Origin of the sequence: Actinoplanes subtropicus (assembly GCF_000721705.1) — a bacterium.
GTDB classification, from domain to species: domain Bacteria; phylum Actinomycetota; class Actinomycetes; order Mycobacteriales; family Micromonosporaceae; genus Actinoplanes; species Actinoplanes subtropicus.
On record NZ_JOJL01000021.1, the window covers coordinates 13,419 to 39,044 of the forward strand.

Genomic DNA, 25,626 nt, shown 5'->3' on the forward strand with positions numbered 1-25,626 from the left:
GGAGCATGGACCGTCGTTCATCGCCGTGGGAGAAGCGGACCACTCCGAGAGCGGGTGTCGTGCGAAACCGCTTACCGATGCGGTCAGCGGTAACGGACTGTTCGCCGCAGCAGGAGCAAACGACGCATTTTGGTTCTTATGGGCCTGCGCCTGCCCTGTGCCGGGATGCGGCGTGGTGCTCAGCTCGGCCGGACGGGGTTCGCCCGCCGAGCAGGTGCACCGCTTGCTATGGTGGAGATGTATGAGAGCTCTGTACATCACCAACAAGGAGGCCCGCTGTGGCCATCACTCAAATCGATCTTGATGATGACGCGCTCGCCGAGGCGATGCGGCTCTCCGGCGCGCGAAGCAAGAAGGAGACGGTGAACCTCGCCCTGCGGGAGTACGCGGCTCGGCACCGCCGTATCGCGGCGCTCGATCACTATGCCGCCGCGGCTCAGACGTGGGACTACGAAGGATGGCAGGACATGCACGCAGCAGGCAAGGCGCCCGCTGCGTGATCCGCTATCTGGCCGACTCGTCGTCATTGTGGCGACTGCTACGCGATTCTGACGTGCGGGCTGGCTGGGCCGACGTGATCTCTGATCACGCGATCGGGTCATGTCAGCCGCAACGTACCGAGTTTCGCGGCTCGGCCCGCAACCTCGACGAATACGAGCAGATGACCTCCATGTTCGTCGACCTCTATCCCGACGTCCCGGTACCGAAGCCGGCGTGGCAATGGGTGGAGTCCGCGCAATACCGCCTGATGCGCGCCGGAGCGCACCGAGCGTTGTCATGCGTAGATCTGCTGATCTGCGCTTGCGCCGCCATCCGCGGACTCGTGATCCTGCACGACGACAACGATTTCGCGACGGCCGCACGGCACCTTCCAGACCTGGCTGAGCGACGAGTCCACTCGCTTCCCCAGTCCACGTGACCGCCCCGAGCGGACCCGACGATCCGTCAGCGCCCGGGTCCGCACGCCCGTACGTTTGGGTATCCGTATGGGTGGGCCTCGAACCGCGCTGATCTTCCGAATCTGTCAGGGGAGAGATCCACACTGGGAGCGGAGCACTGAATGCGGGCGGGTTGCGGGGGCTGCGCGGCGGCCGGGCGGGCATCTGCAGCCGTTGCTGGGGGGGCGCGAACACCGAGGCATCCCGGCGAATAGCGGGACTCGGCCCTCGGCGCGGACATGACGAGCGGCTCCGGCCGGGCCGTGCTGCGCCGAGCGCGGGGCGGGATCGCGGCCCGCAGAACGCAGACCGCGACCCCGCCGTCGTACTCTCGTCAGCCCTCCGCCGGCGCGGTGGGCAGCTTGTCCCGGATCAGGTCCATCACCGACGAGTCGGTCAGCGTGGTCACATCGCCCAGCTTCCGGTTCTCCGCGACGTCCCGGAGCAGCCGGCGCATGATCTTCCCGGAGCGGGTCTTCGGCAGTTCCGGAACGACCAGGATCTGGCGCGGCTTGGCGATCGCCCCGATCTCCTTGGCCACGTGGTCGCGCAGCGTCGCCGCCAGGTCGTCCATCGGTTCCGTGGTGCGGAGGATGACGAACGCCACGATGGCCTGACCGGTCGTCGGGTCGGTGGCGCCGACCACCGCCGCCTCGGCCACCGTGGGGTGGGAGACCAGGGCCGACTCCACCTCGGTGGTCGAGATCCGGTGGCCGGAGATGTTCATGACGTCGTCGATGCGGCCGAGCAGCCACAGGTCGCCGTCGTCGTCCTTCTTCGCGCCGTCGCCCGCGAAGTAGAAGCCCTGCTTCGCGAAGCGCGCCCAGTACGTCTCCCGGAACCGTTCCGGGTCACCCCAGATGCCCCGGGTCATCGCCGGCCACGGCGCGGTCAGGACGAGCATCCCGCCGCCCCCGTTGGGCACGGGTTCACCGTCCTGATCGACCACGTCGGCCCCGACTCCCGGCATCGCGGTCATCGCCGAGCCGGGCTTGGTCGCGGTCACCCCGGGCAGCGGACTGATCATGATGGCGCCGGTCTCGGTCTGCCACCAGGTGTCCACCACCGGGCAGTGGTCGCCGCCGATCACCGATCGGTACCACATCCACGCCTCGGGGTTGATCGGCTCGCCGACCGAGCCGAGCAGCCGCAGCGACGACAGGTCGTGCGCCGACGGCACCTCGGCGCCCCACTTCATGAAGGTCCGGATCGTGGTCGGCGCGGTGTACAGGATGGTGATCCGATACCGCTCGATCATCTCCCACCAGCGGTGCTCGGTCGGCGTGTTCGGCGTCCCCTCGTACAGGAACGAAGTTGCCCGGTTGGCCAGCGGGCCGTAGACGATGTAGCTGTGCCCGGTGATCCAGCCGATGTCGGCACCGCACCAGTACAGATCCTGATCCGGTTTCAGATCGAAGATCGCATGATGGGTGTACGCCGCCTGGGTCAGGTAGCCCCCGCTCGTGTGCAGGATCCCCTTCGGTTTGCCGGTGGTGCCCGAGGTGTACATGACGAACAGCGGATGCTCGGCGTCGAACGGCTCGGCGGTGTGCTCGGTGGACTGCCGGCCGACCAGGTCGTGCCACCACACGTCCCGGCCCTCGGTCCACGCGACCTCGTTGCCGCCGCGCCGCACCACCAGCACCGAGCGCACGTCCGGGCAGCGTTCCAGCGCCTCGTCCACGGCCGGCTTGAGCGCCGACACCGCGCCGCGCCGGTAGCCGCCGTCGGCGGTGATGACCACCCGGGCGTCGCAGTCGAGGATCCGGTCGGAGAGCGCGGTGGCCGAGAAGCCACCGAAGACCACGGTGTGCGGTGCGCCCAGCCGGGCACAGGCCAGCATGGCCACCACCGTCTCCGGGATCATCGGCAGGTAGATCGCCACCCGGTCGCCGGCCCGCACGCCGAGTTCGGTCAGCGCGTTCGCGGCCTGACAGACCAGATCCTTCAGCTCCGCGTACGTGATGGCCCGGGTGTCGCCCGGCTCGCCCTCCCAGTGGTAGGCCACCTGGTCGCCGTGGCCGGCCTCGACGTGCCGGTCGACGCAGTTGTACGCGACGTTGAGCCGGCCGCCGACGAACCAGCGGGCCACCGGCGCGCCCGACCAGTCGAGCACCTCCGACCACGGCGCCGCCCAGCTCAGCCGCCGGGCCTGGGCCGCCCAGAAGCCGAGCCGGTCGGCGGCCGCCTCCTCGTACGCCGTCGCGGTCACGTTCGCGGCGGCGGCGAACTCCTCGGGCGGCGGGAACCGCCGCTCCTCGTGGAGCAGGTTGGACAGTGTCTCGCTCATGTCAGACCCGCGGGAACACGGGGAGGACGATGCGCTTGAAGGTCGCGTTGGTGACCGCCGCGAACGACGCGTACCAGGCCAGCACCGCGGTGATCAGGCCGAGCCAGCCACCCACCTTGGTCATCCCCGAGCTGCTGAAGGCGCCCAGCGTGAGGAAGAGGAAGGTCAGTGTCAGCGCGACGAAGACGGCCAGCACGGCCAGCGAGACCCGGGTCGCGGCGACCGTCATGTACGCCGTGAAGATGGTCCAGATCAGCAGGAAGACGCCGATCGCGTTGGTCACGTCGCCGGCCGGGGCCTTGAGCCCGCCGACCACGTGCGCGACCAGGAACCAGTACGACAGCCAGAACCCGCCGAAGGACGAGAACGCCACGGCGCCGAAGGTGTTGCCCTTGACGAACTCCCACATGCCGGCCAGCAACTGCGCCAGCCCGCCGTAGAACAGGGCCAGGCCGAGCACGACCGCGGTGACCGACTCGGGCAGCAGGCCCGCGTTGACCGTGGACAGGAAGAACGTGGTGCCGGCGAAGCCCGCCAGGCCGAGCGGCCCGGGGTCGGCGACTCCCGCGCCGAAGCCGAAGCGGGGGACGTCGAGGGAACGGTCGCCGATGGGGTCGGTGGTGGTCGCCATCGAGGCTCCTCTCATCGAGGGACGCGCGTGACGCGTCCCGATGAGCCGGATGCTGCCACCGCCGAGAGCCCTCGCGGGAACCGATCGCCGACCGGGCGCGACCGTCGATCTGCGGCCGCACGGGTGCGCCCGCCGGTCGCCCGGGCGCGATCAGTGGCCGCCCGGAACCGGCGCCTCGGGGGTGTGCAGCCGGATCATGATGCGCCGGGCCGCGGCCGGCACCCGATCGGCCGACGCCAGCGACACCAGGATCATGACGGCGAACGAGATCGGCACCGTCCACACCGCGGGCTGCCCGAGCACCGCCCCCGGCCAGCCCGCCGGATCCTCGCCGGTCAGCGTCGCCAGCGCGGCGGTCAGCGAGAGCGTGCCGCCGACCGCCATCCCGGCCAGCGCGCCCGCGTCGGTCAGCCGGTCCCACCAGATGCCAAGTACGAGCAGGGGGCAGAAGGTGGACGCGGCGACCGTGAAGGCGAGCGCCACGACTACGGCCAGGCCGAGCCGCTCGGTGCGCAGGCTCAACCCGTACGGTATGGCGAGCGCGAGAATCGCGCTCAGCCGGAACGATCGGATCCGCAGCCGCCGCGGCGCGCGCAGCCGGTCCCCCACCAGGCCCTGGCCCAGCACGCCGGCCACCGAGACCGCCAGGCCGGAGACGGTGGACAGGAAGGCGGCGAAGGCGCCCGCGGTGACCAGCGCGCCCAGCCACACCCCGGCGGGGCCGCCGAGCATCCGTTCCGGGAGGGTGAGCACGGTGGCGTCGGTCTCGCCGGTGAGCAGCAGGTCCGGCACGAACCGGCGGCCCAGCGTGCCGAGGACGGTCGGCAAGAGATAAAAGGCCGAAAGCAAGACAATAACCACAAATGTCGTACGCCGTGAATCTCGCCCGTCGGTGTTGGTGTAGAAACGCACCAGGACGTGCGGCAGCCCCATGGTCCCGAGGCAGACGCCCAGGATGAGCGACAGGCTGGCGTAAAGCGGGTGCGGGATGCCCGACCCCAGCGGCGTCAGCCACGACGTGAAGGTGGTGTCCGGCAACCGGGCGACGACCGGCACGGTGTCGTCGCGATGCAGCGTCACGGTGGTGCCCGCGCCCAGCCGGTGCGACCCGGCGGCCAGCTCGACCGGGCCGTCGACGGGACGGCCGTCGACCGAGCCGCGCACCGTCAGGGTCTCGGTGACCGGCAGGCGTACCGTCGTCTCCTGCGCGATCGGCACCACGACCGTGCCCTGCGCGGTGGGGTGACCGGTGTAGACGGTGGTGCGATGCTGCCAGACCCCGATCAGCACCAGCGCCGGGATGAGCAGGGCCACGAACTTGATCCAGAACTGGATGGCCTGCGCGAAGGTGATCGAGCGCATGCCGCCGGCGGTCACCGCGATCAGCACCACCAGGCACACCAGCAGGCCGCCGAGCCAGCCCGGCGCCTCGAGCTGAGTGCTCAGCGTGAGGCTCGCCCCGGCCAGTTGCGGCACCATGTAGAGCCAGCCGATGATCACCACGAGGGCGCCGGCGGCACGGCGCACGGTGGTCGACTCCAGCCGGATCTGGGCGAAATCCGGCAACGTGTACGCGCCGCTGCGGCGGAGCGGGGCGGCCACCACGGCCAGCAGGATCAGGTAGCCGGCGGTGTAGCAGACCGGGTACCACAGGGCGTCGTATCCGTACGCCAGAATGAGCCCGGCGACGCCGAGGAACGACGCGGCCGACAGGTATTCGCCGCCGATCGCGGCCGCGTTCCAGCGCGGCGTCACGGCCCGCGAGGCCACGTAGAAGTCGCCGGTGGTGCGGGCCCGCCGCAGGCCCAGCGCGCCGGCCACGATGGTCACCACGCTCACCACCAGGACGGTGACGACGGCCGCGCTCATCGGCGGCCGGCCAGCGTACGGAAGTCCTCCTCGTTGCGCTCCGACTCGTGCACGGCGAACCAGGCCAGCGCGATCAGCAGCGGATAGACGCCGAGGCCGAGGACCAGCCACGCCACCGGCAGCCCGGCGAGCCGCGCCCGGTCGAAGGCCGGCCACACCGCGCCGAGGAGCGCGATCCCGCCGAGCAGCGTCGCGGTCAGCCCGCCGATCAGCAGCGCGAGCCGGGCCTGGCCGCGGATCAGCGACCGCAGGTAGATCTCGTCCACTTCGGTCACGGCGTCGTCCGCGGGCACGAGCGGCCCGCGCGACGCCGCATCGGTGCGCGGGTGCACCACCCGAACCCGGCGTGGCTCGGTCACCGGCTGGCCAGCCGGTCGCGTACCTCGCGATAGTGCCGCCGGCTCACGGTCAGCTCGTCCGCGCCCAGGCGCAGCACGGTGTGCCCGTCCACCGAGCGGATCATCTCGTCCACCCGGGCCAGCCGGACCAGCGCGCTGCGGTGCACCCGGACGAACCCGGCCGCCGACCAGCGCTCGGCCAGCACGCTGAGGGTGGTCCGGATCAGATGCTGCTCGCCGTCGTCGGTGTGCAGGCGGGCGTAGTCGCCGTGCGCCTCCACCCACCGGACCTGCGAGCGCCGGACGAACCGGGTGACGCCGCCCAGCTCGACCGGGATCACCTCGTCCTCCTCGTCCGGCCCGGCCGGCTCGGCCCGGCCGTCGCGGACCGCGCCGGCCCGGCGCACCGCCTTGCGCAGCCGCTCGGCCCGGACCGGCTTCATCACGTAATCGGTGGCCTGCAGGCTGAACGCCTCCACCGCGTGGTCGTCGTACGCGGTCACGAACACGATCGCCAGCGGCGTGGTGAACTGGGCGACCAGCCGGGCCAGTTCCAGCCCGTTCAGCCCCGGCATCCGGATGTCGCAGAACAGCACGTCGAACGCCTCGGTGCTGAGCAGCTTCAGGGCGGTCGCGCTGGACGCGGCGGTCCGCACCGAGGCCACCCGCGGGTCGCCGCCGAGCAGGAAGGAGATCTCGTCCCGGGCGTGCGACTCGTCGTCGAGCACCAGCGCCCGGAGCCCGTCACCGCGCGGCGACCCCGGGGGCGAACTTTGGTATGCGGAGTGTGACCTTTGTTCCGGCCCCGGGGGCGGTTTCGACCACGAGTCCATGTTCGTCACCAAACACCTGCCTCAATCGGGAGTCAACATTGCTCAGACCCACCGTCTTGCGTGGCCCCGCCCCCACCAGGGCCGCCCGGATCACCGCCGGGTCGGCGCCGATCCCGTCGTCCTCGACGGTCAGCAGGGCCGTCTCCCCCTCGTCGGCGGCCACGATGGAAACCGTGATCGCCTCGCCCCCGGCGTCCAGCCCGTGCCGCACCGCGTTCTCCACCAGCGGCTGCAGCACCAGGAACGGCACCGCGGTCGGCAGCACCTCGGGCGCCACCCGCAGCGACACCTTCAGCCGGTCGCCGAAGCGGGCCTGCTCCAGCACCAGGTACCGCTCGGTGTTCCGCAGCTCGTCGGCGAGCGTGGCGAAGTTCCCGCTGCGCCGCAACGCGTACCGGGTGAAGTCGGCGAACTCCAGCACCAGCTCCCGGGCCCGCTCCGGATCGGTGCGGACGAAGGTGGCCACCGCGTTCAGCGAGTTGTAGATGAAATGCGGGCTGATCTGCGCCCGCAACGCCCGCAACTCGGCCTCGGCCAGCATGCGCTCGTGCAGCCCGGCCGACCCCAGCTCCAACTGCTCCCCGATCCAGGAGGCGACCTCCTCGACCGCCCGCAACAGAATCGCCGACGGCTGCCGGGCGTACGCGATCAGCGCACCCACCGGCGTCCCCCCATCGATCAACGGCGCGACTACGGCGGTCTGCACCGGACAACCGGCCGGACACCCCATCTCGGCCCGCCCGAGCACCACGGTCCGCCCCGCGGCCAGCGCGACGCTGCCGTGCGCATGCGGGTCCACGGGGTGCACATGCCCGTGCCCGTCCACCGCCAGCGTCCCGTCGTGCCCGGTCAACGCCAGCGCCGAGGCCCCCAGCAGCGGCCGCAGATGCTTGATCGCCCGCCCGGCGCCGGCCGCGGTCAGCCCGCCGCGCAGCCCCTTGGCCGCCAGGCTGGCCGTGTGCAGCGTGTCGAACGTGGCCCGCTCGGCGGGGGTGCCCAGCCCACCGGGGCGCCGCCGCACCAGCGTGACCAGGTGAGCGGCCAACAGCACGGCACACAGCGTCGCCAGCACCGGGACCACCATGCGTCATGCCTACCACCGAAGCGGGCCGACGGCTCGTCCACCGCCGTGCCACCGTGTCCCCTTCGCCGGCCGGACCCGCGAGCCGGAGGCCTGAATTCGCCCTCTGCCAAAGCCCGCGGAATCAGTCGGAAGGCCGATCAGGAGGCGAACGCTGGGCCGAGCCGCCGGATGACGGTGCCGAGCGGCAGCACCGTAAGACCCGGCTTCGCGGCGACGTGGTCGACCAGGGCCTGGTGGGTGGCGATCGCGCACTGGGTCGGTTCGACCGGGACCGGCACCAGGTCGTGCACGCAGAAGACGGCCAGCCCACCGTATCGGGCGACGCCGTCGACGATCGCCCGCAGGCCCTCGTCGGTGGAGCGGTTGTTCAGAGCATAGGAGCGGATCGCGTACGGGTCGGCCGGCGGTACCGTCTCCATGCCGCTGGTGTCCTCGGTCATCGCCCGTACGTAGGCCACCCTGGTGGCGAGCCGCCGCCGTACGGTCTCGTCGAAGCGGCCCTGCGGGTAGCAGTGCCCCACGAACCCGTCCACCAGGCCGCTGCCGGTCAGCCAGGCCAGGTTGCGGGTGACGTCGAGGTCCAGTTCGGCCGGGCTCAGCGGGTCGGTGCCGTACTGGATGCCGGTCACCGCGTTACGGCCGGCCGCGAAGGCTCGCCGGTGGTCGACGATCGTGTCGGTGTGCAGCCCGATCTCCCACCCGTCGCTCCGCATCCGGCGCAGCATCGCCGTGGTCAGGTACCGGGGGTCGCCCGCTTCGGCGGCCAGCACGTTGCTGGTGATGGTGTACGCCGTACCGGAAAATCCGTGCCGGCCGAGATGGGTCCTGGCGATCGTGTACTGCGAGCGGTAGCTGTCGTCGTAGCTGAAACACACGATCCCGCCCGCGGCGAAGGGCGGTGGCGACGCTATCTCGACGGCTCGCAGGCGTACGGTCGCGGTGTAGCCGGGCAGGCTGATCAGCCGCAGCCGCAGCGAATCGACCGCGGCCGGGTCGAAGGGCCCGTGGACGGCCGCGCCGCCCAGGCCGACGGTCACCCAGGTCCAGGCACCGTCCTTGAGCCAGCGCACGCTCGGGTCGCCGTTCAAGTTCTGGATCGGCGCCGACGCGTACGCGCTCCGCAGCCCGTCGCTGCTCACGTAGAGCGACAGGTCCTGCAGCGCGTCGCCATTCTCCACCATGACCAGCAACCGGAGGTGCCGGCCGCCGGTGAGGTCGATGGCCGGCCGGATCGCCGTACGGGTCAAGGTCGCGGCCGTCCCGTCGGGCCTGCTGGTGAAGAAGGCGCTCTGCCGGTCGTCGCTCATGGCGTGCACCAGCGAATCGTTCGCCTGCCACCCCTGTACACGCCCCATCGTGGTCAGCAGCTGCGGCCCGGACCCGCGCGGCGCGCGGCCGGGCGACGGCAAGCCGGTGACGGCCAACGCTGCGAACAGCAACCTTCGGCGAGTGGGCACGTCGGGAACGATGACATCTGTCCGGCCCATCCGCCGGCACGCTTGGCCGGAATTCACCCGGTCAGCGAACGGTGCCGAGTGCCACCCCTTCGAGCAGGCACTTTCGGCCAGGGCTGAAAGTGGCGCCGGACGGCGTCGGCGGTTGGCATCATCGCTTCTGCATACGGGCGAGACGGGGGTCGAGTGTGGACGAGATGGTGCTGAAGGCGCAGCGCTGGGTGAACGCGACGTACGCGGCCGTGCCGGGGTACGTGGCCTGCGCGGAGACCGGGATGACCGGCTGGTCGACGATGTTCTCGCTGACCCGCGGGCTCCAGCACGAGTTGGGCATCGCCGAGCTGTCGGACAACTTCGGGCCGACGACGCTGGGCAAGCTGACCGCGTACGGCAACGTGGGGTTGAACTCCACGAACCAGAACATGCGCACGATCGTCGAGGCGGGACTGTACTGCAAGGGGTACCTCGGCGGCGACCTGGACGGCAGTTTCTCCACCCCGACCCAGGTGGGCCTGGCCGGGATGATGCAGAACATGGGCGTCGGGGACACCGCGATCGTCACCGACATCCCGCCGAAGGTGTTCAAGGCACTGCTGACGATGGACGCGTACGTGTTGACGGCGGGCGGCCACGACACGATCCAGCAGATCCAGCGCTGGCTGAACGCCACCTACTGGGGCCGCGCCGACTTCCTGATCGGCCCGTGCGACGGCCACTTCTCCCGGGACGTGCAGAAGGCGCTCGTCTTCGGCATCCAGTACCAGCTGGGCATGGCCGACGGCGTGGTCACCGGCGCGGTCGGCCCGGGCACCCAGGCCGGCCTGCGCTCGTCGGCGACCGTCTCGGCCGGCTCGGTGGACGCCGGATCGACCGGGTTCGTCCGGCTGTTCCAGGCGGCGATGACGTTCAACAACTGGCAGGGCGACTGGGCGCACGCCGGTACGTTCACCGCCGACCTGGCCGGGTACGTCCGCCGCTTCCAGGAGTTCTCGATGCTGCCGGTCACCGGCGCGGGCGACTACCAGACCTGGATGTCGCTGCTGCTGTCCACCGGCGACCCGACCCGCAAGGGCACCGCGATGGACTGCATGCACCCGCTGAACAGCACCACCATCGCGACGGTCTGGAACAACGGCTACCGCACGGTCGGCCGCTATCTCACCGGCGGCACCAACAAGGTGCTCACCAACTCGGAGATCGCGCTGATCAACGACCAGGGCATGGCGTTCTTCCCGATCTACCAGGAGGACGGCGACGGCGTCGAGTACTTCAGCTACGACCAGGGGCTGGCGGCCGGCCGGGCGGCGTGCACGGCGGCGGCCGGCTTCGGCATCCCGGCCGGTACCACGATCTACTTCGCGGTCGACTTCGACGCCGTCGACGACGAGATCACCAGCGCGATCATCCCGCATTTCCAGGGCGTGGCGGCCGGTGTGGTGGAGAAGGGCAACCCGTACGCGGTGGGCATCTACGGCTGCCGCAACGTGTGCAGCCGGGTGAGCTCCGCCGGGCTGGCCACCCGCAGCTTCGTCAGCGGCATGTCCACCGGCTACAGCGGCAACCTCGGGTTCCCGCTGCCGGACAACTGGGCGTTCGATCAGATCGCCAACACCACCCTCGCCGACGGCACGGCCGGATCGGTGGAGATCGACAACGACCTGGTGTCCGGGCGGGATGTCGGCGTGACCAGCGTGACCCGGCCGAGAGACGTGAACGACGGCTTCTACACCTACCTGACCTGGATCGAGGCGCGGGCCGGGCAGTGGCGCGACCAGGGCCACGTGGACCGGTCGGCGCCGGAACTGGTCGCGCAGTACCTGCGGTCACGCCAGCCCGCGTACGTCGGGAACCGGGCCGACCTCATGTTCGGCCCGCTCGACGCCGACTTCGTGGCCTTCGTGAAGGGCTACCCGGGCCGCCCGGACGAGTTGCCGCTGCGCGACCCGGCGAACTTCCGCGACCTGGACGTGGCCCATTTCGGCGCGACCTTCGGCTCGGTGGTGAACTACCGGGTCAGCGGTGACCTCAAGGTGGCCGGGATCGTGGACTTCGCCGGGTGGGGCGGCGACATGATCTGTACGCTCGGCGACTTCCTGAAGAGCGGGCAGCCGGCCGCGAACGCGTACAGCTACGCGCGCAATTACATCGCCGACTACTCCGACAGCGGATTCTTCGCGATCGGCGACTTCCTGGCCGACGTGGACGCTCTGGTCCTCGGCGCCCAGCACAACTACGAGCCGACCCGGCCGCTGTCCACCATGTTCCCCTACTACTACGCCTCGGCGACGGCGTCCCGGAAACGGTTCGCCGACTTCTACCAGGTCCGGTTCGGCGGCACGTACGACACTCTGATCGCCGCCGGGCGCGACATCGTCTCCTCGGACGCCGACGCGGCGCTGACCTCCGCCCGGGACGTCTTCTGGGCCACGGACTGGGCCGGCGACACCGGCTACCTGCAGATCGAGGCCGTCCCGCCGGTCATCAGCGACGACATCGTGCGGGCCTTCGCCGACACCGTCGTCTCGTACGCCTCCTGAACGGGGATTGATCATGACTCTGTCGATGTCCCGCCGCGGCCTGCTGGCCGCCGCGTCCCTCTCGGCCGGCGTGACCGTCCTGGCCGTCTCGCCGCCGGCCCTCGCTGCTACCGCGGAAACCGGACTGACTCTCACGCCGGTCGGGGACCGGCCTCTCGCCGTGCGCACACCCGACGCCGCCCCGCGAACCACCTGCCCGCAGCAACTCGCCGTCCGGATCGCCAACACCGGCGGGAGCGTGCCGGCCGGTGCGCAGATCGAGTTCGCGTACGACGCCCGGCTCTACGCCGCCACCGGCCCGGTCATCGCCGGCCCCGGCGGACGGCGGGTGGACGCGGCGGCCACCACCACGACCGACCCGAAGACCGGCGTCACCACCTGCCGGGTCACCGTGCGCGAGCCGATCCCGGCGGCCGCACAACTGGTCGTCCTGGCCGGCACGGCACATCCGCTGCGCTTCCCGTACGACCTGGTGCGGCGGCCGGGCGACACCGCGGCCACCCTCGTCGCCGGCACTCGTACCCGCCATGACCTGCGCCGATCGGCGGGGACCGGCGGCGCCCGCACGCCGTGGGGCATCGAGCTGACCGGCGGCTGGGCCGCGCAGGCCTGGGGCGACGGCCACCGGTTCCGCTACTACCGCCCGGCCGGCCTGCGGCTGCGCGGCACCGGACCGGGGAAGGCGCCCCATCCGGTGTCGTTCGCGGTGTCGGTGGACCCACGGCTGGTCACCACCGTCACCGCCGGCACGGCGACCCTCAACGGCAAGCCCGCGGGCCGGGTACGGCGCATCGCCGTCACCCGTACCGCCGCCGTCCACGAGACCCGCTGGACCACGACCGTCCGGCTCGGCGCCGGCGACATCCTCGACGTCGTCCTGCACACCACCACCCGGACGCCGGACGGCCCGCTGCCCACGATCAAGCATCCGACCGTGGAGCTGACCATGCCCGGCGACGACGCGCAGCGCACCACCGGCCGGGAAACCCTGACCCGCTACGACGCGATCTGGGAGTAGGCGTTCGCCGAGGTCCGTGCGCCACCTGCATGATCGTGTCCTGATCGTTCTCGGCCGCCACCAGTGCGGCAGCGTGCCGGGGCTCGTCGCCCCGGCACGGCGGCCCGCAGTGCTACTTGTTGTTGCGTACCCAGAGGTACTTGGAGCTGCAGCCGCTGCCGTCCTGGCAGATCCAGAGCCGGATCCCGCTGCCCTTCCCGCCCTTGGAGTTCACCGTCGTGTCCTCGTAGAAGTTGTAGGAGCAGGTGTGCCAGAGGAAGACCTGCCCGGTCGTACGGCAGCTGCCCGAGCGCTGCAGCTTCCAGGTTCCGTTCGAGGTCCGCAGGTAGTTCTGCCAGTAGGCGTACGCGGTCTTGAGGTTGTGACTGCTGTCGATGACCCAGACCTTGTCGCCGTTCCTCTGGAAGCAGGTCTCACCCCAGGAGTTGTAGAAGACGATGTTGCATTGGCTCGCGGTGGGAGCCGCCTCGGCGGGGACGCCGACGGTCAGGTCCTCGGCGATGATTCCGTCCGCCGACTCGTCGGCTCCCACCGAGTCGTCGACGAACGCGCCGGATGCCTGCCCCGTGGTGTCCTCCGCCGCCACGGCCGGCGATGCCACGGCGACAGTCGCGACAAAAATCAGCGCGGCGGCGCCCAGGGCCATGCGGATCCGTCCCATTTCATGCCTCTCCGTTGCCCACAGATATGCGCCCTCCGGCGAGGGCGTCGGTAACGTTATGGGCGCCGCGGCCCCGGGACATCCAGCCGCTGTTGGAGATCACGGGTAAACCGTCGCGGTACGGCGGCTGGCCGCGTCAACCGTTCGCGGTACTCGCGGCGGACGGGCTCAGGCAGGCTCGCGGGCCGGCTGCGACTCGGCGCGCCCGGGCCTGATCCGCTGCCATTTCGTGAATGGGGGAGGACTCGTGGTTGACGTGGTTGTCGCCGGCGGCGGTCCCACCGGGATGATGCTCGCGGCCGAGCTACGCCTCAAGGGCGTGGACGTGCTCGTGGTGGAGCAGGACGCGCAACCGAAGCAGCTCGTCCGTTCACTCGGCCTGCATGTGCGCAGCGTCGAGGTGCTGGACCAGCGTGGCCACTGGCGGCCGCGGTTGCCGGCTGGGCCCCGGACGACCTGCTGGACAGCTACGAGGTCGAGCGTCGCCCGGTGGCGGCCGACGTGCTGGACCTCACCCGCGCGCAGGCCGTCCTCATTTCCACCGAACCGGGGCCACAAGCGGTACGGCGACTGTTCACGCAACTGATGGACTTCGACGACGTGAACCGATTCCTCACCGAGAGGATCACGGCGATCGGCATCCGGTACGACTTCGGCCCCGGGCCCGAGTTGCTCGGCCGGCGGCTGCGGGACCTGCCGACCAAGCGGGGACGCCGGTACGAGCTGATGCGCCAAGGCCGAGGACTCCTGCTGGACCAGACCGGAAGTCTCACGGTGGACGGCTGGACCGACCGGGTCGACCTCGTCACCGACCCGAGCGAGGAACTCGACGCGCCCGCCGTCCTGCTACGCCCGGACGGGCACGTGGCCTGGACCGGTGACGATCAGCGGACGCTCACCGACCACCTGCACCGCTGGTTCGGCGCTCCCCACTGACATCGCGGGAATCGAGCCACGGGGGATGAACGCCCCTGAGGTGCGATCGGTAGGGTCACGGCTCGGGAACACCCGCCCGGGCGAGCTGCTCCCTGGTCACGCCGCCCGCTGGCAGTGCGAGCAGGCCATCGAATATCGTTTCGCCGACCCTGACCACGTCACGCCGGTACGGGTAGCCCACCTCGACATGGGTGACGTGCTCGAGGCGGTCCTCGATGACCCGGTGGCCGTAGATGTACATCAGCTCGCAGTCGTCGGCGACGCGGGGAAGGTAGGAGCGGACGAGCCGGTCGTCCCGCAGGTGGTGGAAGCCCGGTTCGTAGCTGGACACGACCTCGACGAGCAGGCTCCCGTCCGGGAGCCGCCAGGATCGCATGACGTCCCCGTGCCTCATGCCCCGATGCTAGTCACGCCCCCAACCATGATCCGTTTATCGGCCGGCCCGATGAGGGATGAGCGTCCCCCACCGGGCCGGCCGGTCCGGAGTCAGGCGAGCGGCATGACTCGTGCGATCTTGATGGAGGTGCTCGTGCTGCCGGCGGCCGCGTAGGCGGCGCTGCCGTCCGCGTACGCCTTGAATGCCATGTAGTCGTGGTCGCGGACGGCGATGGTGAACTGGCTGCCCACCGTCTGCCCGGTCCCGGCGTCGTAGACCTGGGCCAGCATCGACGAGCCCGACTTCCAGGCCAGCAGCATCCGGTCGCCGTAGGTCACCAGGTGCGGATGGCTGGTTGCCGCGGCCGTCGTGACCGTCTTGTCCGAGGCGCCTGTCGTGAAGTGCTCGAGGCGCGCCTTGCCGCTTTGGCTCCACGCCGTCCAGTAGCCGGACGACTTGGCCAGCACCAGGTCACCGCCGAACAGGGTGCCGTCGCACGTGCCCGCCGCCACCGTCCGGTACGGGTCGGGCTGCGCTATCCGGCAGTCGTTGTCGGTGGCGCACACCATCACGAACTTGCTCGTCCTCGGGTCCCACAGGATCCGCGACGTCCACGCGTGGCTGCAGCCGAAGTCGAAGCTGCCGTGCCCGCCGAGCAACGCGCCCGTCGGGTCCACCACCTGCATCCGGTCGCCCTCGTGGATGTCCACGCAGTTGCCGTTCTGCACGGTGATCGCCACCCCGAAGTAGGCCGCGTAATTGGTGCCGTCGTACGCGAGCCGGCCGTGATGCTGGTACCACCAGACGAACCGGGCGCCGTCGTCGTAGCCGCCCCGCGCGTCGGTGAGGTTGGTGACCTGCTGCTCCCAGACCGTGTGGCCGCTGTTGTCGAAGCGGACCATGAACATCTTGTTGCACGGGCTGGAGGTGCCGCCGCAGAGCGGGCCGGTGTGGCAGTCGCCCTTGCGGGTCAGCAGCAGCATCGGTGCCCAGCCAGGCCAGCCACGAGCCGCCGTCGGGGGTGGCCGCGATCGCCATCGGCAGCGGTTCGGTGTCGCCCTCGCCGCCGTAACCGGTGACCGCCGTGCCGACGTTCACGTCGGTGACCCGGACCTGCGAGGAGGAGCCGGCCGGGCGGGCGCAGGCACCGGTCGCCGGCGCCGAGCTGGCCGGGGCGGACGGGCTCGCCGGCGCGGTGGTGGTGGCCGTCGGGGTCGGGGCGCTGCTGCTCGTACCCGTGCTCGGTTCGGTGCTGTTGCTCGGCGACGTCGTCGGGCCGGCGGGCAGGCTCAGCCGCCACTGCTGGTTCGTCTGGCCGTTGCACGTCCAGTGGATGATGGCGGCGCCGTTCGCGGTGGACCGGCCGGTCACGTCGACGCAGCGGCCGTTCTGCACGTTCTTGAGCGCGTACCCGTTGCCGGACCGGGTCGCGACGAACTTCTGCGCGGCGCCGCCGTTGCAGGTGGCGACCAGCCGGATGGGCGTGTCGGTGGACACGCCCAGGCAGCCGCCGCCGCTGAGCGGGCTGATCGTGTAGCCGCCGGTGACCGCGGTGAGCCGGAACGCCTGCCGGGCGGTGGACCCGGCGGCACAGGGCTGCTGCGTGACCGGCTCGGCGGCGCCCGCGGTGGACAGGCACTTGCCGCTGTGCACGGCCTCGATCGTGTTGGGCAACGCCGGCGTGATCGTGGCGGCGGAGGCCGTCAGGACGGCGACCCCTCCACCGGCGGCCATGACTACGGCGGCCGCGGACACGAACAACCAGCGTCGCGAGAGCGCGAGCTTCTTCACGGAGGACTTCTCCAGATTTGTGGGGATAAGGCCGACGGTCCCCGACAGAACCGGCGTCGATGATCCACAAACCCGGCCAGGAACACCCGCCGGCTAAGAAGAAGATAAGACAACCTTCAATCGACGCGTACGCCCGATTCGCCCCCGGGTGTCCCGTCAGTACCGGAGAGGTCTGAGCCGGCGCGGGAGAGCACCTCGCGTACGGCCTCGTTGGTGATCGTGAAGTGCCCCCGGGCGATGGCCCCGGCCCGTTCGGCCTCGCCGGCCACGATCGCCTCGCAGAGCGCGGTGTGCTCGCCCAGCGCCCGGCGCAGGACGGCGCGCGCCCCGTCGTACGGCTCGATGGGAAAGCCCAGGCTGACCCGCGTGAGCAGGTCGCGGCTCAGCGCCGCGATCTGCGGGTTGCGCGCCGCCTCCACGACGGCCTGATGGAAGGCGATGTCGGCGGCATGCTCGTCGTAGGCGGTGCGCGCCGAGGCGAACCGGTCGAGCGCCGCCCGCATGCGCTCGATGTCGCCGGCGCCGCGCCGCTCGGCGGCCGTTCGGGCGATCATGCCCTCGACCAGGCAACGCAGGTCGAACAGCTGCTCCATCTCGGCCCACCGGGGCAGCAGGGTCCGCCGTACCGCCTCGGCGGACGCGCCGGTCCAGCTCTCCCGGACGAACGTGCCGCCCTGCCGCCCTCGGCGGATGTCGACGATGCCGACCGCTTGGAGCCGGCCGATGGCCTCGCGCACGCTGGACCGGCCGACGTCGAGAATCTGGGCCAGGTCGCGCTCCGGCGGGAGGCGCTCGCCCGGCAGGTACTCCCCCATCGCGATGGCGGTGATCAGGCGGTCGGCGACCTCGGACGCCGCGGTCGGCAGCCGGACGGGGCGTAACGCGGAACCGGACTGGCCATCGAGCACCTGGCCGAGCACCCGCGCGAATTCGTCGATTTCCGCCACGTTACCTCTCTCGAACATACACTGAAAAGGTCTTGTGGTCGGACCTTTACACCATCCAGGATACCGAGCACGGAGATCAGGGAGGCGCGTTGTCCATTCCCGAACCCACTCACGCCGGCACCGTCGACTTCCGCGGTTGGCAGACGTGGTACCGCGTCACCGGCGATCTCGACTCGGCCCGGACGCCGCTCGTGGTCCTGCACGGGGGGCCGGGCGCGGCGCACAACTACACGCTGCGCATCGCCGGCATCGCCGCCCAGGGACGCGCGGTCGTGCACTACGACCAGCTCGGCATCGGCAACTCGACCCACCTGCCGGACCGGGGAGCCGATTTCTGGACCGTCCAGCTCTTCCTCGACGAACTGGACAACCTCCTCGCCGCGCTCGGCATCGCGGAAAGGTATCACCTGCTCGGCCAGTCGTGGGGCGGCATGCTCGCGGCCGAGCACGCGGTGCGCCGTCCGGCGGGCCTGCGCGCCCTCGTGATCGCGAACTCGCCGGCCTCGATGGAGCTCTGGCTGTCTGAGGCGGCCCGGCTGCGGGCCGGCCTGCCCGCCGACGTCCAGGAGACGCTGCTGGCACACGAGAGGGCCGGCACCACCGACCACCCCGACTACCGGGCCGCCGAGGAGGTCTTCAACGCCCGGCACGTGTGCCGGATCGTGCCCAACCCGCCCGAGGTCGCCGAGACGTTCGCGCTGATCGACGCGGATCCGACCGTTTACCACACCATGAACGGCCCCAACGAGTTCCACGTGGTCGGCACCCTCAAGGACTGGACCGTGATCGACCGGCTCGACCGGATCACGGCGCCCACCCTGCTCGTGTCGGGCCGCTACGACGAGGCCACGGAGGCGACGGTCCAGCCGTACGCCGACCGCGTCCCCGACGTGCGCTGGACGATCTTCGAAGAGTCCAGCCACATGCCGCACGTCGAGGAGGAGCGGGACTACCTACGCCTCGTCGGCGCCTTCCTGGACGAACACGAGTGACCGGAGCCGTCGATGGCACGTAAGGCCCTTCCCGGAATCGCGTTGATAACGACCTCCCTGATCCTCGCCGGCTGCTCCGGCTCGTCGAGCACGCCGGCCACCAGCGCCTCCGGCTCGACGGCGGGCTTCCAGTCGCAGCACAAGGGCGGCACGCTCAAGCTGCTCGCCAAGAGCGCGGCCGGCTCACTGGACCCGCAGGTCAACTACACGCTGCAGTACTGGCAGCTCTACCAGGCCATGTACGACGGCCTGATGGCCTTCAAGAAGGTGGACGGACAGGCGTCCTTCACCCCCGTGCCCGACCTGGCCGAGGCGGCGCCGCAGGTCAGCGACGGCGGCAAGACGTACGTGTTCAAGCTCCGTCAGGGCATCAAGTTCTCCACCGGGGCCGCGCTCACGACCGACGACGTCGTGGCGTCGTTCGAGCGCATCTTCAAGGTCTCCAGCCCCACCGCGGGCACGTTCTACAACGGCATCGTGGGCGCCGACGCCTGCCTCACCAAGCCCGCGACCTGCTCACTGGCCAAGGGTGTGGTGGGCGACGCGACGGCCGGCACGGTGACGATCCACCTGACCGCGCCGGACTCCGAGTTCCTCTACAAGCTCGCGGTGCCGCACGCCTCGATCCTGCCGAAGGGCTCGCCGGCCAAGGACGCCGGGACGACCCCGCTGCCCACCACCGGGCCGTACATGGTCGCCTCGTACGACCCGAACCGCGAGCTGAAGATGGTCCGGAACCCCAACTTCAGCGAGTGGTCGCACGACGCGGAGCCGCAGGCATACCCCGACGAGATCGACGAATCGTTCGGCCTGACGGTCGAGGCGGAGGTCACGGCGGTCCAGAACGGGCAGGCCGACTGGGTCTTCGACCCGCCCCCGGCGGACCGCCTGAACGAGTTGGGCACCACGTACGCGAGCCAGGTGCATGTCAACCCGCTGACCGCGTTCTGGTATCTCGCACTCAACACCAACCTCGCCCCGTTCAACAACGAGGCCGCCCGCCAGGCGATCAGCTGGGCGGTCGACCGGGCCGCGGTGGTCCGGCTGTACGGCGGAACCAACCTCGCCCAGCCGGCCTGCACGATCCTGCCGCCCGGCTTACCCGGGCACGTGGACTCGTGCGCCTACACCGCGGGCGGCGGCGCCACCTGGTCGGCGCCCGACCTCGCGAAGGCCAAGCAGCTCGTGCAGCAGTCCGGCACGGCCGGGCAGGAGGTCGGCGTCGTCGTGCAGGACGACACGGTGAACAAGGCGATGGGCGAATACCTGCAGAGCGTGCTGAACGAGATCGGTTACCAGGCAACGCTGAAGCCGCTGTCCGCCGACATCCAGTTCACCTACATCCAGAACACCAAGAACAAGGTTCAGCTGTCGCTGACCTCGTGGTATCAGGACTACCCGGCGGCCTCGGACTTCATCAACGTGCTGCTGTCCTGCGCCTCGTTCCACCCCGGCAGCGACTCGAGCATCAACATCTCCGGCTTCTGCGACAAGGGGATCGACGGCCAGATCCAGCAGGCACTGACGCTGGCGCGGACCGATCCGCAGGCCGCCGACAAGCTGTGGGGCCAGATCGACCAGGCCATCATGGCGAAGGCGCCGGTCGTACCGCTGATCAACCCGAAGCTGGTGGACTTCACCTCGAAGCGGGTCGGCAACTACCAGTTCAGCAAGCAGTTCTACATGTTGGTCTCGCAGCTGTGGGTGCAGTGAGCGCCGGCCCGTGGCGGATAGCCGCGGGCCACCTCGCCCGCAACCGGGCGGCCATGGCCGGCGTCGCGGTGTTCGTCGTCATCGCGCTGGCCTGCCTGGCCGCCCCGCTGTACGCCGAGCACGTCGCGCACACCGACCCGTTCCGCTCCAACGTGTCCGGCACGACGGTGGTGGACGGCCGGACCGTCCAGGTGCTCGCCCCGAGCAGCACCGGGCTCGGACTGGGGGTCACCCCGATCGGCCCGACCTGGGACCCGGGCCACTATTTCCTGGGCGCGGACAACCAGGGCCGCGACGTGCTGGCGCGGCTGCTCTACGGCGGGCGCAACAGCCTGTTCATCGGCCTGATCTCCGCCCTGTTGTGCTGCCTGATCGCCACCGCGGTCGGCGTCCTGGCCGGGTACGCGGGCGGTCCGGTCGACGCGCTGCTGTCGCGGACGCTGGACGTGGTGTGGTCGATCCCGGTCTACCTGCTCGCGATCTGCCTCTCGGTGATCCTGCTGACCAGCGGGCTGCGCCTCGGGCCGATCACGATCTCGGCGGGCAGCCTCTGGGTGCCCATCCTCATCATCGCCGTGGTCTACGTGCCGTACGTCGCGCGGCCGGTCCGCGGGCAGGTGGTGGCGCTGCGCAACCGGGATTACATCCAGGCGGCGATCGGCACGGGCGCTTCGGACGTCCGCGTCATGCGCCGCGACGTGCTGCCGAACATCCTGCCCACGGCGATCGTCTTCGTGCCGATCATGATGGCGCTCGACATGCTCACCGAGTCGGCGCTCTCGTTCCTCTCGGTCGGCGTGCAGCCGCCGGACGCGAGCTGGGGCACGATCATCAACGATGGTCTCGGCCTGCTCTACACCCGGCCGGCGGTGACGATCGCACCCGGGCTGTGCATCGCCGCCACCGCGGTCGCCCTCAACGTCCTCGGCGACGGTGTCCGGGATGCGCTGGATCCGGGGGCCCGGTGATGCTTCTGTTCGCCGTACGCCGGCTGGCCTCGGCCGTACTCGTGCTCTTCGCGATCAGCGTGCTGGTCTTCCTCATCTTCTTCGCCACGCCGGGGGTCGACCCGGCCGCGCGCATCGCCGGCCGCAACGCGGACCCGGCGACGCTCGCGCAGGTGCGCCACTCGTTCGGCCTGGATCGTCCGATTCCCATCCGGTACGCGTTGATGATGCGTCACCTGTTCATCAGCCGGGACCTGGAGTCCTTCGTCAACCGGGGCGCGAAGGTGATCCCGCAGATCGTCCAGGCCACGCCCGTCACGCTCTCGCTGGTGCTCGGGGCGGCGGTCATCTGGGTGCTGTTCGCCGTGTTGATGGGCACGGTGGCGGCGTGGCGGCGTGGCACCGTGGCCGACCCGCTCATCATGCTGGCGGGCGTCGTCGGCATCTCGCTGCCGGTCTACTGGCTCGGCGAGGTGGTCAACCTGATCACGCAGAGCCGGCTGCACGGCTCGGTCTTCTCCTGGGTCCCGCCGCTCGGGTACGTGAGCCTCACCGACGATCCGGGCCAGTGGGCGCTGCACCTGCTCTTCCCGTGGCTCACGCTGGCCGTCCTGTACGCCGGGATCTACGCTCGCCTGCTGCGGTCCGAGCTGGTCGCCAACCTCAACGAGGACTACGTGCGGACGGCACGCGCGAAGGGCATCTCCGAGCGGCGGATCCTCATCCGGCACGCGCTGCGCTGCTCGCTCATCCCGATCGTGTCGCTGTTCGGCCTCGACTTCGGCGCGCTTGTCGGCGGCGCGGCGCTGCTCACCGAGGTGGTCTTCGGGCTGCCTGGGGTCGGCAAGCTCACCTACGACGCACTGCAGACCGTCGACCTCCCGATGATCATGGCGACGGTCATCTACGCGGCGTTCTTCGTGGTGCTGGCCAACGCGGTAGTCGACGTCCTCTACGCCCGGCTCGACCCGAGGGCGCGCCATGCCTGAGCCGCTGCTCGAGGTCGACGACCTGCGGGTGACCTTCCGGACCCGCCGGGGCACGGTCACCGCCGTCGACGGCCTGTCGTTCGCCCTGGCCGCCGGGGACACGCTCGGCATCGTCGGCGAGTCGGGCTCCGGCAAGACCGTGTCGATGCTGAGCATCCTCAAGCTGATCCGCGACCCGAACGCGCGGATCTCCGGGCGGGTGCTGTTCCGGGGACGGAACCTGCTCGAGCTCACCGACCGCGAGCTGCGCGACGTCCGGGGGCGCGACATCGCGATGATCTTCCAGGACCCGATGACCGCGCTCACCCCGGTCTACCGGGTCGGCTGGCACATCGCCGAGCAGATCCGGGCACACGAGAAGGTCAGCCGGCAGGCGGCCCGGGACCGGGCGGTCCGGCTGCTGGCCGAGGTGGGCATCCCCGAGCCGGGCCGCCGGGTGGACAACTACCCGCACGAGTTCTCCGGCGGGATGCGCCAGCGTGCGGTGATCGCCATGGCGCTCGCCTGCAACCCGGCCCTGCTGATCGCGGACGAGCCGACGACCGCGCTCGACGTCACGACCCAGGCGCAGGTGCTGGACCTGATGCGGCGGCTACGGGAGACGCACGGCTCGGCCATCGTGGTCATCACCCACGACATGGGGGTGGTCTCGGAGATCGCCGACCGGGTCCTGGTCATGTACGGCGGGCGGGCGGTGGAGCGGGGACCGAAGCGGGAGGTCTTCCGGCGGCCCCGTCACCCGTACACGTGGGGTCTGCTCGACTCGGTGCCCCGGATGGCCGGCCCGAGGGTCCGGCGGCTGCCGATGATCCCGGGAACGCCGATCGGGCCGCTCGACCTGCCGGCGGGGTGCGGCTTCGCGCCCCGGTGCCGGCTGCGGCACCAGGCCTGCGAGGTGCGGCCGGAACTGGCGGACGCGCCCACCGGGGGCACACGGAACGGGGCGTCGGAGCACGTCGATGCCTGCTGGCTGCCGGCCGAAGGCCGGGCCGCTCTGCGCGAGAGGAGCCGTGAGGAGAGCCGTGGGTGACGTGATTCTGCGGGCGACCGGCGTGGTCAAGCACTACCCGGCCCGTTCCGGCGCCTTCGCCGCCCGGCGGGGCCCGGTGGTACGCGCCGTCGACGGTGTGTCCCTCGAGGTGGCCGCCGGCGAGACGCTCGGCGTGGTCGGCGAGTCCGGCTGCGGCAAATCGACGCTCGGGCGCTGCCTGGTCCGGCTCGCCGACCTCACCGCCGGCACGGTCGAGTTCGACGGCCGCGACATCACCCGGGCTTCCCGTCGGTCGCTGCGGCCGGTCCGGCGCGAGCTCCAGTTCGTCTTCCAGGACCCGTACGCGTCGCTGAACCCGCGCCGCCGGGCCGGAGACATCGTCGGCGAGCCGCTGCACGTCCACCGCTACGGCGGCGCGGCGGCGATCCGCGCCCGGGTGGCCGAGCTCTTCGACGTGGTCGGCCTGTCCGCCGCCCATATCGAGCGCTTTCCCTACGAGTTCTCCGGCGGCCAGCGGCAGCGTATCGGCATCGCCCGGGCCCTGGCCATGAGTCCGCGGCTGATCGTCGCCGACGAGCCGGTCTCGGCGCTGGACGTGTCCATCCAGGCCCAGGTCCTGAACCTCTTCGCGGACATCCAGGACGAGTTCGGCCTCACGTACGTCTTCATCGCCCACGACCTCGGCGTGATCCGCCACGTCTCCGACCGCATCGCGGTCATGTATCTGGGCGAGATCGTCGAGTTGGCCGAGGCCGAGGCGCTCTGCGCGGAACCCGCCCACCCTTACACCGAGGCGCTGCTCTCCGCGGTCCCGCAGGTCGACGACGGTTCCGCTGCCATCCGGGAACGGATCAAGCTGGTCGGCGACGTCCCCAACCCCATCGCCAAGCCGGCCGGCTGCGCGTTCCACCCGCGATGCCGGTACGCCCGGGACCGCTGCCGCACCGAACGCCCGATCCTGCGCGAGCTGCCCGACGGCCGGCGGGTCGCCTGCCACTTCCCGCTGACCGCCGGTTCGCCCTGAACACCCGCCCGCGAACCGGGAGATCTCCGAAGCCGCCGGCGCGCTACCCATGAACAGGTAGCGGCCGGCCATGTCGGTGAGCGTGTCGAGGAATTCGCGGTCGCCGGTCGCGGGTGCGGTGAAGCCTGGCCCGCAGGCGGTGCGGACCGTGAGGGCCGCTTCACCGCCGGTCGGCGCTGATCTGCCGCCCGGGGGTGTCGCCACCGTATTCTCTACTCGCGCCCGGACGTGATCGGGCCCGGGGAAAGGGGAACCATGCGGATCGCCGTGCTGGGCGCGGGGTCGTGGGGCACCACGGTCGCGTCCGTCCTCACCCGGCGGGATCACGAGTCGATGATCTGGGCGCGTAGCCCGGCCACGGCGGACGAGATCAACGCCAAGCACAGCAACGAGCGGTATCTCGAAGGGTTCCCGCTGCCGGATCGGCTCCGGGCCACCGCGGATCTCGCCGAGGCGGCCGCCCACGCGGAACTGCTCGTCGTCGGCGTGCCGACCGGGGCGTTCCGCGACACCCTGGAAAGCGTCCGGCCGCACCTGCACCCGTGGATCCCGGTGGTGAGCCTCAGCAAGGGGCTGGAACGCGACTCCCTGCTGCGGATGACCGAGGTGATCAAGGAAGTGCTGCCGGGACACCCGGCGGCCGCGCTCACCGGGCCCAACCTGGCCAAGGAGATCATGGCGGGCATGGCGGCGGCCACGGTGATCGCGACGGAGGATCTCACCGTCGCCACGGCGATCCAGAAGGTGTTCCGGCGGGCGCTGCTGCGCGTGTACACCAACCACGACGTGATCGGCTGCGAGGTCGGCGGGGCGCTGAAGAACGTGGTGGCGATCGCCACGGGCATCGCCCAGGGCCTGGGCGTCGGGGACAACACCCGGGCCGCGGTGATCTCCCGCGGGCTGGCCGAGCTGACCACGCTGGCGGTCGCCATGGGCGGCGAGCCGAGCACGCTGGCCGGGCTGGCCGGGATGGGTGATCTGGTGGCGACGTGCATCAGCCCGCACAGCCGCAACCGGCACGTGGGCGAGCAGCTCGGCCGCGGGCGGCGGCTGGACGACATCCTCGGCGAGATGGGACAGGTCGCCGAGGGGGTGAAGACCGTGCACGCGGCGGTCCGGCTGGCCGACCAGCACGGGCTGGCGATGCCCATCACCCGGACGATCCACCGCGTGGTCACCGGCGACATCACGGCCGAGCGGGCGTATGCCGGCCTGCTGCGATCCCACCCGGCCGGCCACGAGTCCGAACCGGGCTGAGGACGCCGGC

General features: G+C 70.9%; 22 protein-coding genes and 3 pseudogenes. 13 read left to right on the top strand and 12 right to left on the bottom strand.

All coding sequences use genetic code 11. From position 1 onward, the window contains the following. Positions 1–278: 278 nt before the first annotated feature. Together IH26_RS0127370 and IH26_RS0127375 are read left to right on the top strand one after the other, a co-directional pair. Positions 279–500 carry a type II toxin-antitoxin system VapB family antitoxin gene (locus IH26_RS0127370; protein WP_030439112.1) on the top strand — a complete coding sequence of 74 codons (222 nt, stop codon included), beginning with the start codon at positions 279–281 and terminating at the stop codon, positions 498–500. Continuing rightward, complete coding sequence (locus tag IH26_RS0127375) at positions 497–919, top strand: PIN domain-containing protein (protein ID WP_030439113.1); 423 nt, start codon at positions 497–499, stop codon at positions 917–919. Before IH26_RS0127370 ends, IH26_RS0127375 begins: the two co-directional genes overlap by 4 nt. Before the next feature lie 353 nt (positions 920–1,272). Here IH26_RS0127375 and acs read toward each other — a convergent pair whose 3' ends face one another. The 7 genes from acs to IH26_RS0127410 form a co-directional block, all read right to left on the bottom strand. After that, positions 1,273–3,228 carry an acetate--CoA ligase gene (gene acs / locus IH26_RS0127380; RefSeq protein WP_030439114.1) on the bottom strand — a complete coding sequence of 652 codons (1,956 nt, stop codon included), beginning with the start codon at positions 3,226–3,228 and terminating at the stop codon, positions 1,273–1,275. 1 nt (position 3,229) lies between these two features. After that, positions 3,230–3,859 (bottom strand): acetate uptake transporter, encoded by a 630-nt coding sequence (locus IH26_RS0127385; protein WP_030439115.1) that lies wholly within the window; start codon positions 3,857–3,859, stop codon positions 3,230–3,232. Between the two features lie 150 nt (positions 3,860–4,009). Beyond that, positions 4,010–5,728 (bottom strand): sodium/solute symporter, encoded by a 1,719-nt coding sequence (locus IH26_RS0127390; RefSeq protein ID WP_030439116.1) that lies wholly within the window; start codon positions 5,726–5,728, stop codon positions 4,010–4,012. Continuing rightward, entirely contained in the window at positions 5,725–6,087 is a 363-nt protein-coding gene (locus tag IH26_RS0127395) for a hypothetical protein (RefSeq protein ID WP_030439117.1), read from the bottom strand. Before IH26_RS0127395 ends, IH26_RS0127390 begins: the two co-directional genes overlap by 4 nt. Beyond that, positions 6,084–6,794 carry a LytR/AlgR family response regulator transcription factor gene (locus IH26_RS0127400; protein WP_245665549.1) on the bottom strand — a complete coding sequence of 237 codons (711 nt, stop codon included), beginning with the start codon at positions 6,792–6,794 and terminating at the stop codon, positions 6,084–6,086. Before IH26_RS0127400 ends, IH26_RS0127395 begins: the two co-directional genes overlap by 4 nt. Positions 6,795–6,810: 16 nt before the next feature. Continuing rightward, positions 6,811–7,983 (bottom strand): sensor histidine kinase, encoded by a 1,173-nt coding sequence (locus IH26_RS0127405; protein WP_030439119.1) that lies wholly within the window; start codon positions 7,981–7,983, stop codon positions 6,811–6,813. Positions 7,984–8,120: 137 nt separating this feature from the next. After that, positions 8,121–9,290 carry a polysaccharide deacetylase family protein gene (locus tag IH26_RS0127410; RefSeq protein WP_169789833.1) on the bottom strand — a complete coding sequence of 390 codons (1,170 nt, stop codon included), beginning with the start codon at positions 9,288–9,290 and terminating at the stop codon, positions 8,121–8,123. A gap of 344 nt (positions 9,291–9,634) precedes the next feature. On the opposite strand from IH26_RS0127410, the gene IH26_RS0127415 reads away from it, so the two are divergent. Further along, positions 9,635–11,974 carry a glycoside hydrolase domain-containing protein gene (locus IH26_RS0127415; RefSeq protein WP_245665596.1) on the top strand — a complete coding sequence of 780 codons (2,340 nt, stop codon included), beginning with the start codon at positions 9,635–9,637 and terminating at the stop codon, positions 11,972–11,974. Between the two features lie 13 nt (positions 11,975–11,987). Continuing rightward, complete coding sequence (locus tag IH26_RS60085) at positions 11,988–12,992, top strand: hypothetical protein (RefSeq protein WP_157437431.1); 1,005 nt, start codon at positions 11,988–11,990, stop codon at positions 12,990–12,992. 112 nt (positions 12,993–13,104) lie between these two features. Here IH26_RS60085 and IH26_RS0127425 read toward each other — a convergent pair whose 3' ends face one another. Continuing rightward, positions 13,105–13,653 carry a hypothetical protein gene (locus tag IH26_RS0127425; RefSeq protein WP_030439123.1) on the bottom strand — a complete coding sequence of 183 codons (549 nt, stop codon included), beginning with the start codon at positions 13,651–13,653 and terminating at the stop codon, positions 13,105–13,107. Between the two features lie 256 nt (positions 13,654–13,909). Between IH26_RS0127425 and IH26_RS64635 the strand changes: the two are divergent. Then, positions 13,910–14,052, top strand: a pseudogene (locus IH26_RS64635) (FAD-dependent monooxygenase); the annotation flags it as partial. A 15-nt stretch (positions 14,053–14,067) separates the two neighbouring features. Then, a pseudogene (locus IH26_RS0127430) lies at positions 14,068–14,589 on the top strand (aromatic-ring hydroxylase C-terminal domain-containing protein); the annotation flags it as partial. Between the two features lie 55 nt (positions 14,590–14,644). On the opposite strand, the gene IH26_RS0127435 reads toward IH26_RS0127430, so the two are convergent. The 4 genes and pseudogenes from IH26_RS0127435 to IH26_RS0127445 all read right to left on the bottom strand — a co-directional run bounded on the left by IH26_RS0127435 (position 14,645) and on the right by IH26_RS0127445 (position 17,703). Beyond that, positions 14,645–14,983 carry a hypothetical protein gene (locus tag IH26_RS0127435; RefSeq protein WP_030439125.1) on the bottom strand — a complete coding sequence of 113 codons (339 nt, stop codon included), beginning with the start codon at positions 14,981–14,983 and terminating at the stop codon, positions 14,645–14,647. A gap of 92 nt (positions 14,984–15,075) precedes the next feature. Beyond that, on the bottom strand, positions 15,076–15,948 hold the full coding sequence (locus IH26_RS62260; protein ID WP_051808558.1) for a hypothetical protein: 873 nt from the start codon (positions 15,946–15,948) through the stop codon (positions 15,076–15,078). 367 nt (positions 15,949–16,315) lie between these two features. Continuing rightward, a pseudogene (locus IH26_RS64640) lies at positions 16,316–16,699 on the bottom strand (RICIN domain-containing protein); the annotation flags it as partial. Positions 16,700–16,872: 173 nt separating this feature from the next. Further along, positions 16,873–17,703: a FadR/GntR family transcriptional regulator gene (locus tag IH26_RS0127445; RefSeq protein ID WP_211268760.1), complete on the bottom strand. Its 831-nt coding sequence runs from the start codon at positions 17,701–17,703 to the stop codon at positions 16,873–16,875. A gap of 89 nt (positions 17,704–17,792) precedes the next feature. On the opposite strand from IH26_RS0127445, the gene IH26_RS0127450 reads away from it, so the two are divergent. From IH26_RS0127450 to IH26_RS0127480, 7 genes are all read left to right on the top strand, one after another. Further along, on the top strand, positions 17,793–18,695 hold the full coding sequence (locus tag IH26_RS0127450) for a proline iminopeptidase-family hydrolase (protein ID WP_030439127.1): 903 nt from the start codon (positions 17,793–17,795) through the stop codon (positions 18,693–18,695). Between the two features lie 12 nt (positions 18,696–18,707). Beyond that, positions 18,708–20,408, top strand: coding sequence for an ABC transporter substrate-binding protein (locus IH26_RS0127455; RefSeq protein WP_030439128.1), 1,701 nt, complete (start codon positions 18,708–18,710; stop codon positions 20,406–20,408). Next, a complete protein-coding gene (locus IH26_RS0127460; protein WP_030439129.1) occupies positions 20,396–21,376 on the top strand; it encodes an ABC transporter permease in 981 nt (326 codons plus the stop codon). The genes IH26_RS0127455 and IH26_RS0127460 overlap by 13 nt, the downstream gene beginning before the upstream one ends. Next, positions 21,376–22,344, top strand: a complete 969-nt coding sequence (locus tag IH26_RS0127465; RefSeq protein ID WP_030439130.1) for an ABC transporter permease — start codon at positions 21,376–21,378, stop codon at positions 22,342–22,344. The genes IH26_RS0127460 and IH26_RS0127465 overlap by 1 nt, the downstream gene beginning before the upstream one ends. Then, positions 22,337–23,374 (top strand): ABC transporter ATP-binding protein, encoded by a 1,038-nt coding sequence (locus IH26_RS0127470; protein ID WP_030439131.1) that lies wholly within the window; start codon positions 22,337–22,339, stop codon positions 23,372–23,374. Before IH26_RS0127465 ends, IH26_RS0127470 begins: the two co-directional genes overlap by 8 nt. Further along, positions 23,367–24,359: an ABC transporter ATP-binding protein gene (locus IH26_RS0127475; RefSeq protein ID WP_034216046.1), complete on the top strand. Its 993-nt coding sequence runs from the start codon at positions 23,367–23,369 to the stop codon at positions 24,357–24,359. Before IH26_RS0127470 ends, IH26_RS0127475 begins: the two co-directional genes overlap by 8 nt. A gap of 255 nt (positions 24,360–24,614) precedes the next feature. Continuing rightward, a complete protein-coding gene (locus IH26_RS0127480) occupies positions 24,615–25,616 on the top strand; it encodes an NAD(P)H-dependent glycerol-3-phosphate dehydrogenase (protein ID WP_030439133.1) in 1,002 nt (333 codons plus the stop codon). Positions 25,617–25,626 lie beyond the last annotated feature (10 nt).

What these genes read in the sequence shown, in the direction of transcription:
- IH26_RS62260 (WP_051808558.1), bottom strand. Translation starts at nt 15,948, where the DNA reads ATGCTGCTGCTGACCCGCAAGGGCGACTGCCACACCGGCCCGCTCTGC.
- IH26_RS0127385 (WP_030439115.1), bottom strand. Translation starts at nt 3,859, where the DNA reads ATGGCGACCACCACCGACCCCATCGGCGACCGTTCCCTCGACGTCCCC.
- IH26_RS0127480 (WP_030439133.1), top strand. Translation starts at nt 24,615, where the DNA reads ATGCGGATCGCCGTGCTGGGCGCGGGGTCGTGGGGCACCACGGTCGCG.
- IH26_RS60085 (WP_157437431.1), top strand. Translation starts at nt 11,988, where the DNA reads ATGACTCTGTCGATGTCCCGCCGCGGCCTGCTGGCCGCCGCGTCCCTC.
- IH26_RS0127435 (WP_030439125.1), bottom strand. Translation starts at nt 14,983, where the DNA reads ATGAGGCACGGGGACGTCATGCGATCCTGGCGGCTCCCGGACGGGAGC.
- IH26_RS0127390 (WP_030439116.1), bottom strand. Translation starts at nt 5,728, where the DNA reads ATGAGCGCGGCCGTCGTCACCGTCCTGGTGGTGAGCGTGGTGACCATC.
- IH26_RS0127410 (WP_169789833.1), bottom strand. Translation starts at nt 9,290, where the DNA reads ATGAGCGACGACCGGCAGAGCGCCTTCTTCACCAGCAGGCCCGACGGG.
- IH26_RS0127470 (WP_030439131.1), top strand. Translation starts at nt 22,337, where the DNA reads ATGCCTGAGCCGCTGCTCGAGGTCGACGACCTGCGGGTGACCTTCCGG.
- IH26_RS0127415 (WP_245665596.1), top strand. Translation starts at nt 9,635, where the DNA reads ATGGTGCTGAAGGCGCAGCGCTGGGTGAACGCGACGTACGCGGCCGTG.
- IH26_RS0127405 (WP_030439119.1), bottom strand. Translation starts at nt 7,983, where the DNA reads ATGGTGGTCCCGGTGCTGGCGACGCTGTGTGCCGTGCTGTTGGCCGCT.
- IH26_RS0127465 (WP_030439130.1), top strand. Translation starts at nt 21,376, where the DNA reads ATGCTTCTGTTCGCCGTACGCCGGCTGGCCTCGGCCGTACTCGTGCTC.
- IH26_RS0127425 (WP_030439123.1), bottom strand. Translation starts at nt 13,653, where the DNA reads ATGGGACGGATCCGCATGGCCCTGGGCGCCGCCGCGCTGATTTTTGTC.
- IH26_RS0127455 (WP_030439128.1), top strand. Translation starts at nt 18,708, where the DNA reads ATGGCACGTAAGGCCCTTCCCGGAATCGCGTTGATAACGACCTCCCTG.
- acs (WP_030439114.1), bottom strand. Translation starts at nt 3,228, where the DNA reads ATGAGCGAGACACTGTCCAACCTGCTCCACGAGGAGCGGCGGTTCCCG.